Origin of the sequence: Bradyrhizobium sp. LA2.1, from assembly GCF_040547725.1 — a bacterium.
Lineage (GTDB): Bacteria > Pseudomonadota > Alphaproteobacteria > Rhizobiales > Xanthobacteraceae > Bradyrhizobium > Bradyrhizobium barranii.
The window spans coordinates 159109-170925 of sequence record NZ_JBEPQI010000012.1 but is presented as its reverse complement, the minus strand read 5'-3'; the positions used below and the strand labels follow the sequence as shown (position 1 = coordinate 170925).

Below are 11817 nucleotides of genomic sequence, written 5' to 3'. Positions count from 1 at the left end.
CGGGCCGGTCGGCACGCGATGGTGGTCAACAGCCGACATCCCTAAACATACCAAAAGGAGCCAAAGATCCACTCTCACCCGAAAATAAAATAGAGAAGGTAGAGCGAGTAGCCGAGCGCAAGGAGGCCTACGACTACTGAAAGCAAGAATATGAGTTCATCATGTTTCATTGATGATCTACTGGCGGATCAAACCTTTGACGAGATAGCGAAGCCTATAGAGCCAATGCCTGACGAACAGCGGTAGCAGGCAGTCAGATCTCCCCGCTTTGAGTCGAAACAAGCCGAATAGCGGCAGGACCTTCTATGTTGGCGCTAACATATTGCTGCGCGGCCGAAATGAGAGCTTCCACGGCGGAATTATTGTATGAGGAATGCTTCGGATTTAGGTGCAAGCCAGTTTCTATGATCATCACTTGGGTAACCCCAGAGGGCAGAATCTCGACGGCAAACGATACAAACGATACGCGGGGAGCTTTGAAAGACATTTGAGCCCGCTTTCACTGACGTCGAACGTAGGTGGCGCCCCAGCCAAGGCCGAGTGTGGCGGCGACAAGCGAACCGAAGAGGACGCCCAGTTTAGCCGCCCTCGATACTCCTTCATCGGAGAAGGCGAGCATCGAGATGAAGATCGACATGGTAAAACCGATGCCAGCCAGCAGGCCGACCAGACAGACGCCACCCCACGAAACTCCAGGAGCAAGGCGACACCAGCCCATTCGTACCGCGACCCAAGCCGCACCGACGACGCCAAGCGGTTTCCCAGCGACCAAGGCAAGCGTAGTGCCCATCATCACCAGGTGGCCCCCTGCGGAGAGATCAGTGCCGGTTAAGCTGACGCCGGCATTCGCTAGCGCGAAGATCGGCATGACGCCATAAGCCACCCACGGATGCATTGCCATCTGCACCCGTGACACCGGCGGCAATAACTCGCGGTGAGCTACACGAAGGTCTCGCAGCGGTTGCTCCAACAGATGCGGATCCCTCGCTTTCACCGCATCGCTGCTTCGTAGCTGTTTCAGCACTCGCGACACAACTTCCAGCGGCGGCTCCCGCATCGGTATGGCGCGTGCCGGAGTGATCAACCCAAGCACGACACCCGCAAGGGTTGGATGGATCCCGGCTACCGTGAACCCGATCCAAACCAAAGAGCCGGGCAATACGTAGAACGGTGCAGAACCGATGCCGATGCGCTGAAATCCTAAAGCCGCGAGAACGCCAATTGACGCGATGATGAAACCGCCAGGCTGAAGACTGGCGGTGTAGAACAGGGCAATGATCAGCACCGCAATGATGTCGTCGATCATCGCCAGAGCAAGCAGGAACACACGCACATTGACCGGGATGGTTCGCCCAAGCAGCGCGAGCACTCCGACTGCAAAGGCGATGTCTGTCGCGGTTGGCACGGCCCAGCCCTGCCCTCTAGCCGGATCGCTGTTGAGGCTCAGATAGATGAGCGCCGGGACGATGACGCCACCAGTCGCGGCGACCAGCGGCAGAATGGCTTGGTCGAGTTTGCTCAGTGCGCCTTCGTGGACCTCGCGCCGAATCTCCATGCCCACGACGAGGAAGAAGACGGTCATCAGTGCGTCGTTGACCCAGAAATGCAACGACCGGGAAAACACGTATTCGCCGACACCGATTGTGAGCGGAAGGTTCCAAAAGGCGTGATAGCTATGAGCGAACGGAGAATTGGCCCAGATAAGTGCAGCGGCAGCGGCCGCGAGGAGCACGGCACCGCTGACAGCCTCGACATGCAGGAACCTGTGTAGGGTGCTGAGGGCCTGTTCCGCGAGCCGCTGAGCTTTCGGCAGATCGTCGAATAAAGAGCTATCGTTCACGGGCGCACGCTTTCCGCGTGGCGGCCCGACCATCGCTTGACCTGTCGCTGCTCAATGCAGCGAGCACCCGAACGTCGTTATACATCGTGGCAATGACAATTCAACCTTGGAAGAAGGCGCCTGTCTGTTTCAGGGCGGTCTCGTTAGTTCGGTCTAATTCCGGGAGCATCCAGTCTCCATCGCCGGGGGGCAAATCTTCGGAGCGGGGAGCTGACGTTTTCGTCTAAAGGTGCATTAGACTTCGGTCATATTGGTCCAGGCTGACTTTGCTCTAGGATCGACCAATGCGGGGAATGATCATCATCACGGTGGCCTTCTTGGCCCTGGCGCTCGCATTCTCGAGCGCACATCAACCGGTCATCCAGCCGACAAGCCGCATCCTCCCGTAAACGTGCCAGCCAACTAAGGGCAGCCCGACTGCTTCCTTTGCGTGCGGATTGGCGAAGCGGCATGTCGTCTTTGAGACCCGAAGCGGACCAAGCGGTGACAGTCGACCCTATCGCATCGCATAGTCCCGCACCCTGCCAAGCAGTCGATCCGCCCGCACGCGCTCGCCCGGGGTCATGTCGCGAAGATCGTTCGCGTCATCTTCGCAAATGTAGATAATTTCTCCCATGGGATCCAACCCATCGCGCTGGGATATGCCCCCCAAGCTGAGATGCGCTCTCCATGGCTTCGCCCTCGTCAGAGACGGCTGCCAATTCGATCCAGTGGGCGCGTGGATTTCGTGCGATGACACACTCGCCCAAAAATACGGCGAGGTCGAAGATTGCGTTCAGTCCACGCAAAGTGCCCTCCCATGGCGTCAGATGGCGAAAGAAGATTTGCATCACTTTATCTCTGGGCAATGTCGGCATGAGTACGCCGTAATGACCCGGGAGCCAAGCGGATACAGCAGCGAGACCATCGTCCCGCAAATGCGCACTTACACTGAAGCGCGCCAGAAAGTACTTGAGCGCGTCCAGCTGTTCCGCGCGATGGTCCATAAAGTAGCCAACATTTTTCCTTGCCGCGGGTGATGAACTCTCGCTCCTCTAGATCGGAAACGCCGCGAGGGCAATTCGGGCCCTGACAGTGAGGTGGCTTGTAGGTGGGATAATCTGCCAAGGCTTCTGACATCTGGTGAAAGGTCAGTGAGTTGCCGAGGCTCTCTGCGAAACCAACTGAGCATCGTCTTTCCCTATCAAGAACCACCTTGAAGCAATCTAACACACGCTCTCGCAATAGAAGCGACATTCCGCGAGTGACGTCGGCCGACCTTACGACACTCTAAGATCCTCCGAAGTCAGCTTGTGGCCCGAAGCCGTCTGCGAGGGCAGAACAGAGCGCGTCCGCTCTGCCCCGAAGTCAGACGTCAACCTGTTCTGCTATTGCGATGGCGTCGTCGACCTCGATCCCGAGATAAAGTCGGCCTGATTGCCCAGCAGGCGCAACGAAGGAGTGGCTATTGTGTGCTATTTCGATTTCAATGCAGAAACCGGATGCCAATCCTCTGGATCATCACTTAGCAACTTTCTGCAACGACCCAACAGCTCGACTGCAGACGAATCCTGCGGTCGCTCCAATAGGACGGCTTCGAAATCGGCAATCGCGCCGACGAAATTGCGTTCGCGGTATTTGGCCAGACCCTGCTCATAGCGTGCGATCCAAGTCTCGGATTGGCGCGCTGAGCCCACCTCGCTCGCCAAACCTATCAATTCATGGACTGCGATTCCCCCTTCGCGACCGTAGACCGCGATAGTGTCGATCTCGCGCGTGACTACCGCGCCGCGCGCGAGACGCTCAGTCGCCTCACCGATCAATATTTGTGTGCCGTAGCTCTTGTTGGCCCCTTCCAGGCGGCTCGCCACATTCACGGCATCGCCGATCACCGTATAGTTCAGCCGCAGCTCGGAGCCGATATTGCCGACCAGCATGCGGCCGGAATTGATGCCGATGCGAATCTGCAGGGGATGGCCGAGATCGTCGCTGAGGCCGGAGTCCGCGATGGCGCGGCGGATGTCGAGCGCGGCGCGGCAGCAGCGCTCCGCATGATCGGCTTGCGGCTGTGGTGCGCCCCAGAACGCCATCACGGCATCGCCGATAAACTTGTCGATCGTCCCGCCATTGGCGACCACGACTTCCGAGGCAAGGTCGAGATAGCGCGACAGCAGGGGCACGACGCGGTCGCCCATGCGTTCTGAGAGGCCGGTAAAGCCGGCCACATCCACGAACATCACGCTCAATTCCTGGATCGCGCCACCGGGTTTTGCCTCGACACCCTGGCGCAACAGCGCGCGGACGAGATCGGCGGGAATGAACTTTCGGAACGCCGAAAGGCCGGCTGCCATCTCTGCGATGGCGCCCGACAAGCTTGCGATCTCCTTCAGCCGCGAGGGATGACGGCGCACCAGCTCCAGCGCAAAGGTCTCGACGTGGCGGATCTCTCCGACGACGCGGGTGAGCGGTGCCGCGATCACCGTACGCGCGAGCAAGGCGGAGGCGAGCGCCGCAAGCACTGCGCCGACAGCGAGGCCGAGAATTAAGCGACGCAACGTCGTCTCGACAGGACCGAGAAACTCGGCCTCTGGAATGATGGTCGCGAGCCGCCAGCCGGGAAACGGCAGCGGCGTGAGTGCGAACTCATAGGCGGCACCGTCGGACGTAAGCCTGCTGCGCCAGCTGTCCTTGCCAGTGCCGGCCTGGGCCAGCGCCTTCTGTGCCAGCGGCAGCAGTTTCTGGTCGCCGCGCGCGGGGTGCAATTCGTCAGCGTCCTTGTCGGGCGCGGCGACGAGCTCGCCGCTGCCGTCGAAGATGAATGCCGTTCCTGTGCGCCCGACCTCGAGCTGCGCAAGGAAGCGTGCAAGGCGAGTGTATTCGATGATGATGGCAAGCACGCCCTGCCGCTCTTGATAGACGTCGATCGGACCTGCAAAGGCGATCGACGAGCGCTCCCCGATCGGATGGTCTGTGACCCTGAACCACTCGGGCTGTTCCGCCTTGATGCCGGTCTTGAACCAGGTACGATCAGCGACACGGAAGTCAGTCGGCTCGAAACGGCGGTTGGCGAATTCGATATCGCCGGGCACGACGTCGTATTCGTCGACGCGGCGCTGGCCGGCATGATCGGTGAGCGAGATTTCCATCATCTCGAGACGGCCGTCGCCGAGCTTGTGGGCGGCAAAGAAAGCGCCGTCGGGCCACCCGAACGCGACCCAGGAGATCGTGGCCTGCGATTGCAGTTGAGACAGGAACACGAATTCGCGTTTGTCGGCCTCGCGGGTATCGAGGACGTTCTGCAGGAACAAGGTACGGATCGCGGTATGCGCCGCGCGCGCCTCGTCGACGATCGCGGCGACTTCCTTGCGGACAGCAGCGACGATCTGCTCATTGATGGTCAAGGCGAGTTGTCGGCTGGTTGCCTCCGCCGTGCGCCACCAGACAAGGCTGGACAAGGCCGCGGTCAAAAGGATCGCTGTCAGGACCAGCGCCGACACCGCGAGACGGATGCTGACCGTCAGCCGCCGCAGCGCCTGGCCTGATGTCGCATGTCCGGGGCTGGCGTTCATGGCTTGATCCGACGGGTTGGCGAGGCCGACTGTAACCTCCTTCGCAGGCCCGCAGCCGTTCGTTACATCTCGCAAATGCCCGCAGTCCCGGCCAATGCCCGCTGGCTAAGGTCTCCATAGAGACTAGGCATTGGAATTATCTTCCCACCTGCCGCTAATCCGTCACCCAAGCGCACGACGTCGCGCGCTTCACCCAACGATCTCACCAACTCGTGAGCGGCTTTTCCGGTAACGGCGGCTGCGGCGGGGACGAACGAGACAGTGGGCCCATTGCCCTACTCCAGAGGAGAGAACTCATGTCTGCCAAAACCACCATCAGCTCGCTCATGCTCGCCGGCGCCGTCTCGACCGCGCTCGCGACCCTCGCCACCGCCGCTCCGCTGACCAAGGCCGAGGCCGATGCCGCCATCGCAGCCAAGAAGGAAAAGTGCTTTGGCGTTGCGCTGAAGGGCCAAAACGATTGCGCCGCCGGACCGGGCACGACCTGCCAGGGTACCTCGACCGTCGATTTCCAGGGCAATGCGTGGAAGTTCGTCCAGGGCGGCACCTGCGCCAGCATCGAGCTCCCCGGTGGCAAGAAGGGCTCGCTCAAGCCGGTCTGAGACAAACGCAGCATCAAGGCAAACATGCGGAGGACGACATGGACGCAGCGATCAGGCCCCGGACGTCTGCGGCCATTCCCCTCCGCTTTTCGCTTCCCATCGGCAGTGTTGCCGGGACGAGTTTCAAGCCCGAGCACCTCACCGCGATTCTTGAGGAAGGTCCGCAGCGCGGCTTCTTCGAGGTCCACGCCGAGAACTACATGGGCGCGGGCGGACCACCCCACCGGATGCTGGAACGGCTGCGCCGGGATCATCCGCTCTCGCTGCACGGCGTCTGCATGTCGATTGGTGGACCCGCCCCACTCGACCGCACGCACCTGGCACGCTTTCGCGGCCTCGTCGCGCGCTATCAGCCGGCGCTCGTCTCCGAGCATTTGGCATGGTCGACACACGAGACGAGCTTCTTCAACGACCTCCTGCCGTTGCCCTACAACAAGGCGACGCTAGCTCGCGTCTGCGAGCACATCGACGAGGTGCAGGAAGCAATCCGGCGACCGATCCTGCTGGAAAACCCCTCGACATACGTGGCGTTTCGCAACTCCACGATGTGCGAAACCGACTTCATCCGCACTGTCGCCGAGCGTACCTGCTGCGGCCTATTGCTCGACGTCAACAACGTCTTCGTCTCCGCCGCAAACCACTGTTTCTCGGCATTGCAATATCTCGCCGATTTCCCGTTGCCGCGCGTCGGCGAAATTCACCTCGCTGGCCACACCGAGCAGAGCGGCGAAGGCGAGCTGTTGCTGATCGACAGCCATGACGGTCCCGTCGCGGACGCCGTGTGGAAGCTGTTCGAGATCGTGATCGCGCGCTGCGGCCCCATTCCGACGCTGATCGAATGGGACAGCAACATTCCGGATTGGCCGGTCCTGAAGGCCGAGGCCGCATCCGCACAGGCGATCCTGGATCGTCATGTCCGGAGGATTCGCCATGCAGCCTGAACCGCAGGCCTCCTACGCGGCAGCGTTCGCGCCGGCCTTGCTCGATCCTGTCAGCCACGTGCCCAGCATCGTGACCGGCCCGTGCGGAAAATCGGCCGTCAAGTGCTACAACGTCTATCGCAACAACGTCATGGTCAGCCTGATCGACGCACTCGCTTCGATCTACCCGGCAGTGCTGCGTCTGACGGGTGCAGGTTTTTTCCGCGCCATGGCGCGTTTCTATATCCGCGAATCCCCGCCGACATCCCCGCTGCTGTTCGACTACGGTCGCGATTTTCCCGCCTTCATTCAAGCCTGTGAATTCGCTCAATCGTTGCCCTGGCTCGCCGACGTCGCCCGGATCGAGCGGGCATGGCTCGACGCCTATCACGCCGCCGACAGCGCGCCGTTGTCGCCATCCGCACTCGCTGCTGTCGCGTCGGATCGTCTTGCCAGCCTCGTCTTCACTCTGCATCCCGCGACGCGCGTGGTGTGCTCGCCCTTCGCAGCGGTCACGATCTTTGCCACCAACCGCAATACGGCGCCGAATTGCATGATCGACGCATCAACGCCTGAGGATGCCTTGATTACTCGGCCGGACGCCGACGTCGTGGTGCAAATACTGCCGCCGGGCGGCGCAGTCTTCCTGACCTCCCTGATGTCAGGATGCATGCTGGCAGAAGCCGCCGCTGCGGCGCTGGAGGACGCACTCGACTTCGATCTCGCCACCAACATCGCCGGCCTGTTCGAGGCTGGCGCAATCACATCGCTGACGTCTGGAGATGCAAGATGATCTCGGAACAACGCATCGTGCCCGCAAATGCCCTGCCCTCTTTCGGTGTGCTCGTCGATAGAGCCAAAGGTCTTGTCCAGACAATCGCGACTCCGTCCATGGTGCAGCTCGTGCTGCGCCTGGCATTGGCCGTCCCGTTCTGGCGTTCCGGGATCCTCAAATGGACCGGCTTCCTCAAGCTAAGCGACGTTGCGGTGACGCTGTTCACCGACGAGTTCATGCTGCATCTGCCCGGCGGCCCCTATCATTACCCGATCCCCGCGACAATGGCCTTCCTGTCCGGCTGCGGCGAGATCATGTTTCCGATCCTGCTCGTGCTCGGCCTCGGCACACGTTTTGCTGCGCTCGGCCTTCTCATCATGACCGTCATCGTCGAGCTCACCGTGCCCGACGGCTGGCCGGTCCACATCACCTGGGCCGCGATGGCGCTCGGCATCATGGCCTACGGGCCTGGTCGCATCTCACTCGATCATCTGCTTTGTAGATTTGTGATGCATCGCAACAGGTAGCGCGAGACTGCGCAATGGGGCCCATCAGGGCGGCTCCACGCGTTTCCGCCGTGCCGCCGTTCAACCTCATCCTCGAGGCGCGCCCATCAGGGACAGTTGGATGTCCGTGGTTATATTACCGCGGACATCCACTCGTCAGGTCTCACGCGACGGGTTCGTCGCGGGTCAGGGTAAGCGACAACGACCTGATGGCCGGAGCGGCCAAGAGAACGATGGGTGCCATTGCGATCCACGACACCAGCCACGACGCCATCCAATTCAACAGGAAATGTCCGCTCGCGATGGCAGAGAGGCTCGCGATTCCCGCTGCAATCAGGGAGGTCAATCCCGACTGAATGACGCCGAAAACAAAGTGACTGTAGCGACGCGGAATTGCGAGCATGACGTTTCGCTCCATCTCGATGCGGCTACCTTACTCGGCCAGACTCCATTTTCAATCCCACGGGAATGCTCGCGCGTGCCTATAGTCTACTCATTCGGCTGCTATTGGCATCATCTCGTGCTGATCGTGCAGGATCACGCCCGCGAGAGGGTCGAATTCGCCTTCCCATGGCTTGCTTGCCAGCGCCGACCGTGTGTGTGTGTAGCCGGCTTCCCAGCGCCGCATGATGCCGGACGGGCTGAAGTCGATATCCTTGGTGTGGGTTTCGTGGTTCAGTTGTGGGGCGAGCAGCCGCACCACGTGCATATGCGTGGGACAGCCATAACTCGTCAGTTCGCGCACCACGGGATCGTTGCGTTCGCTCTCGGGGAGCCGCGCGGCCAACTGGTTGATGACGTGACGCAAGCGATGCGCCTGCTGCTGACGCGTGATCTGGCTTGCGATACGGCTGGAATACTGGACGTCCTTATGGCGGTTCAGGACTTCGGCCATTGTGGTCGGCTCGGCCCCCAGAGGGTTCCAAAGGTGCACGGCGAAGATCAGCGAGTTCTTGCGCGGATTGTCGTCGAATACCGCTTCGGTCTGCGTGTTGGAGAGAATGCCGCCGTCCCAGTAGAGCTCGCCGTCGATACGCACGGCCGGAAACGCCGGCGGCAGCGCGCCTGACGCCATCACGTGCTTCACCGTCAGCTCACCGTCGCGGCTGTCGAAATAGCGCATCCGGCTTGTGCGCACGTGGGCCGCGCCCACCGTGAGCCGCGGCATGCAGCGATTGATCAGGTTGAAGTCGACGAGTTCTTTCAGCGTCTTCTCGAGCGGCGCGGTCGAATAGAAGCCTGCGTGATCGGCACCGAGCGGATAGGAATCGCCGGCATGCGCCAGCGGATTGGGCCGGAAGAAGCCGGGAATCCCGTTGGTGACGGTCGACCAATAGGTGAGCTTTTCGTTGAAGCCGGGGAATGCGGTACGGAAGCTCCAGGCCGGATTCTGCTCTATCCGCTTCCAGAATTCTCTCAGGCGCTCAAGCCGGTGCTGCGGCTCATTGCCGGCGATCAGGCTGGCATTGATGGCGCCGATCGAGGTGCCGATGATCCAATCCGGCTCGATGCCAGCCTCGTGCAGTGCCTGGTAGACGCCGGCCTGGTAGGAGCCGAGGGCGCCGCCGCCCTGCAGCACCAACACGACCTGGCCCGGCAGGCCCATGGACCCGATGCTCTGCGTATTGCCCTGCATGCCGTTCATGTCACGCTCCTGATGAGCTTCTATTGGTCGGATATTCGTCGGCCGTCGCGATTTGTTACGCCGGCTCATGTCAATGCGCGGTCCAGCCGCCGTCGACCGGCAGCGCGATGCCGGTGATCGAACCCCCGGCTTCGGTCGACAGAAACACCGTGAGCGCGCCAAGCTCCTCGACCGTGGTGAAGCGCTTGTTGGGCTGCTGTGCCAGCAGGACGTCACGGATCACCTGGTCGCGCGAGATGCCGTGCGCCTTGGCCTGGCCGTCGATCTGCGCCTCGACCAAGAGCGTATAGACATAGCCGGGGCAGATCGCGTTGCAGGTGATGTGCTCTTCCGCGGTCTCCAGCGCCGTCACCTTGGTCAGACCGACAATGCCGTGCTTGGCCGCGACATAGGCCGCCTTGAACGGGGACGCGATGAGGCCATGCGTCGAGGAGACGTTAATGATGCGGCCGAACCCGTTCTGACGCATCGCGGGCAAGGCGAGCCGCGTGGTGTGGAAGGCCGACGACAGATTGATCGCGAGGATCTGGTCCCACTTCTTGACCGGAAACTGCTCGAGCGGCGCGACATGCTGGATGCCGGCATTGTTGACGAGAATGTCGAGCCGGCCGGACTGCGCGACGGTTGCCGCGATCATGTCGGCGATCGAATTTGGCCGGGTCATGTCGGCGGGCGAGAAGCTCGCCTTGACGCCGAACTCGGCGGCGATCTGCTCCCTGACCTTGCCAATCTCGGCGGCGACGCCGAGCCCGTTCAGCACGACGTCGGCGCCGGCTGCGGCAAGCGCCCGGGCGATGCCCAGCCCGATGCCGCTGGTCGAGCCCGTGACGAGGGCAACCTTGCCGGCGAGCGCCCGCGTGGCTTGAGACGTCTGCAGCTTGACGGGAATGTTCATGGCCAATCCTCCGGTTGCGACGGGCGGCCCGATGACCGCCCCCTGACTTTCGCAGACAGTGAGGGACGGCCTTTCGAAACGGAAATACCGGCTGGCTTCCGAAACGATACGTGCCCGCTATCGCGCGCAGGATGTCATTCCCTGCCCCGATCGGCTAAGTTCCGGTCCGATCCTGTTGGGAGCCGATCCATGGAAATGCACCAGGTCCGCTATTTCCTCGCGGTAGCGCAACTCCTGAACTTCACGCGCGCCGCCGAGGAATGCAACGTGACGCAGCCGTCGCTGACGCGGGCCATCAAGCAGCTCGAGGCCGAGCTTGGCGGCGATTTGTTTCGCCGCGAGCGGCCGGCCGCGCAATTGACCGAGCTCGGCCAGCGCATGCATCCGCTCCTGAAGCAGTGCTACGAGGCCGCCGCCGGTGCGCGCTCACTCGCCTCCTCCTTCAAGAGCGGCGAAATCGGCGCGCTGCGCGTTGCACTGACGCATGCGATCGATCTTTCCCTGCTCATCCCCCATCTCAGCCAGATCAAGCGGCAGTTCAACCGGCTCGAATTCCGTTTTCTGCGCGGCACCGGCCGCGAGGTCGCCGAATATCTGAAGAAGGGCGAGGCCGAGCTCGGCATCGCCGCCGAGATCGACGAGGCCTGGGAGCGGCTCGATGTCTGGCCGCTGTTCACCGAGGGTTTCGAGCTCGTGGTCGGCAAAGGCCACCGGCTCGCAGGCCACAGCACGATCGAATTCGACGACCTGCGCTCGGAGCAGTTACTGAGCCGAAACTATTGCGAGCACGCTGGCCGCATCTCGGCGAATCTGCGCGAGCACGGCATCGACGTGGACCACAGCCATGAGACCTCCAGCGAGCGCGACCTCATCGAGCTGGTCGAGGCCGATATCGGCATTGCGATGGTGCCGCACACCTCGCCGGTGCCCGAGAGCCTCAAGCGCGCCGCTGTGAGGGGCCTCGACGCGCGCCGCACCGTTAACCTCTACGGCGTCGCCGGCCGTCAGCGGACTGCAGTGGCCAACGCGGTGATGCGAATGCTGCGTGGCGCGGACTGGCGGGAGATTGCGGGGTGATCTTCTCCC

10 protein-coding genes are annotated in these 11817 nt (G+C 61.9%); 5 read left to right on the top strand and 5 right to left on the bottom strand.

Annotated elements, in window-relative coordinates; all coding sequences use genetic code 11:
* Positions 1 to 499 precede the first annotated feature (499 nt).
* Both nhaA and ABIB95_RS24145 read right to left on the bottom strand, forming a co-directional pair.
* A complete protein-coding gene (gene nhaA / locus ABIB95_RS24150; protein WP_502917860.1) occupies positions 500 to 1873 on the bottom strand; it encodes a Na+/H+ antiporter NhaA in 1374 nt (457 codons plus the stop codon).
* A gap of 1421 nt (positions 1874 to 3294) precedes the next feature.
* Complete coding sequence (locus ABIB95_RS24145; RefSeq protein ID WP_247314939.1) at positions 3295 to 5388, bottom strand: adenylate/guanylate cyclase domain-containing protein; 2094 nt, start codon at positions 5386 to 5388, stop codon at positions 3295 to 3297.
* A 296-nt stretch (positions 5389 to 5684) separates the two neighbouring features.
* On the opposite strand from ABIB95_RS24145, the gene ABIB95_RS24140 reads away from it, so the two are divergent.
* Genes ABIB95_RS24140 through ABIB95_RS24125 form a run of 4 tightly spaced genes read left to right on the top strand, consistent with a single transcriptional unit; the run spans position 5685 to position 8212 of the window.
* Positions 5685 to 5990, top strand: a complete 306-nt coding sequence (locus tag ABIB95_RS24140) for a BufA1 family periplasmic bufferin-type metallophore (RefSeq protein WP_027544620.1) — start codon at positions 5685 to 5687, stop codon at positions 5988 to 5990.
* Between the two features lie 38 nt (positions 5991 to 6028).
* Positions 6029 to 6931, top strand: coding sequence for an MNIO family bufferin maturase (gene bufB, locus ABIB95_RS24135; RefSeq protein WP_247314937.1), 903 nt, complete (start codon positions 6029 to 6031; stop codon positions 6929 to 6931).
* Positions 6921 to 7703: an HvfC/BufC N-terminal domain-containing protein gene (locus ABIB95_RS24130; protein WP_354242645.1), complete on the top strand. Its 783-nt coding sequence runs from the start codon at positions 6921 to 6923 to the stop codon at positions 7701 to 7703. The genes bufB and ABIB95_RS24130 overlap by 11 nt, the downstream gene beginning before the upstream one ends.
* Positions 7700 to 8212: a DoxX family protein gene (locus ABIB95_RS24125; protein WP_354116267.1), complete on the top strand. Its 513-nt coding sequence runs from the start codon at positions 7700 to 7702 to the stop codon at positions 8210 to 8212. The genes ABIB95_RS24130 and ABIB95_RS24125 overlap by 4 nt, the downstream gene beginning before the upstream one ends.
* Before the next feature lie 142 nt (positions 8213 to 8354).
* Here the strand turns inward: ABIB95_RS24125 and ABIB95_RS24120 are convergent, their stop codons facing one another.
* The 3 genes from ABIB95_RS24120 to ABIB95_RS24110 all read right to left on the bottom strand — a co-directional run bounded on the left by ABIB95_RS24120 (position 8355) and on the right by ABIB95_RS24110 (position 10731).
* Positions 8355 to 8594, bottom strand: coding sequence for a DUF2798 domain-containing protein (locus tag ABIB95_RS24120; RefSeq protein ID WP_247314930.1), 240 nt, complete (start codon positions 8592 to 8594; stop codon positions 8355 to 8357).
* 90 nt (positions 8595 to 8684) lie between these two features.
* Positions 8685 to 9836 (bottom strand): DUF3734 domain-containing protein, encoded by a 1152-nt coding sequence (locus ABIB95_RS24115; protein WP_354242641.1) that lies wholly within the window; start codon positions 9834 to 9836, stop codon positions 8685 to 8687.
* A 70-nt stretch (positions 9837 to 9906) separates the two neighbouring features.
* Positions 9907 to 10731, bottom strand: coding sequence for a 3-hydroxybutyrate dehydrogenase (locus ABIB95_RS24110; protein ID WP_354242638.1), 825 nt, complete (start codon positions 10729 to 10731; stop codon positions 9907 to 9909).
* A 189-nt stretch (positions 10732 to 10920) separates the two neighbouring features.
* Between ABIB95_RS24110 and ABIB95_RS24105 the strand changes: the two genes are divergently transcribed.
* On the top strand, positions 10921 to 11808 hold the full coding sequence (locus ABIB95_RS24105) for a LysR family transcriptional regulator (RefSeq protein ID WP_247314923.1): 888 nt from the start codon (positions 10921 to 10923) through the stop codon (positions 11806 to 11808).
* Positions 11809 to 11817: the final 9 nt, after the last annotated feature.

Excerpts from the sequence above, each read along its gene's own strand:
- nhaA (WP_502917860.1), bottom strand. The coding sequence starts at position 1,873 with ATGGTCGGGCCGCCACGCGGAAAGCGTGCGCCCGTGAACGATAGCTCT.
- ABIB95_RS24145 (WP_247314939.1), bottom strand. The coding sequence starts at position 5,388 with ATGAACGCCAGCCCCGGACATGCGACATCAGGCCAGGCGCTGCGGCGG.
- ABIB95_RS24140 (WP_027544620.1), top strand. The coding sequence starts at position 5,685 with ATGTCTGCCAAAACCACCATCAGCTCGCTCATGCTCGCCGGCGCCGTC.
- bufB (WP_247314937.1), top strand. The coding sequence starts at position 6,029 with ATGGACGCAGCGATCAGGCCCCGGACGTCTGCGGCCATTCCCCTCCGC.
- ABIB95_RS24130 (WP_354242645.1), top strand. The coding sequence starts at position 6,921 with ATGCAGCCTGAACCGCAGGCCTCCTACGCGGCAGCGTTCGCGCCGGCC.
- ABIB95_RS24125 (WP_354116267.1), top strand. The coding sequence starts at position 7,700 with ATGATCTCGGAACAACGCATCGTGCCCGCAAATGCCCTGCCCTCTTTC.
- ABIB95_RS24120 (WP_247314930.1), bottom strand. The coding sequence starts at position 8,594 with ATGCTCGCAATTCCGCGTCGCTACAGTCACTTTGTTTTCGGCGTCATT.
- ABIB95_RS24115 (WP_354242641.1), bottom strand. The coding sequence starts at position 9,836 with ATGAACGGCATGCAGGGCAATACGCAGAGCATCGGGTCCATGGGCCTG.
- ABIB95_RS24110 (WP_354242638.1), bottom strand. The coding sequence starts at position 10,731 with ATGAACATTCCCGTCAAGCTGCAGACGTCTCAAGCCACGCGGGCGCTC.
- ABIB95_RS24105 (WP_247314923.1), top strand. The coding sequence starts at position 10,921 with ATGGAAATGCACCAGGTCCGCTATTTCCTCGCGGTAGCGCAACTCCTG.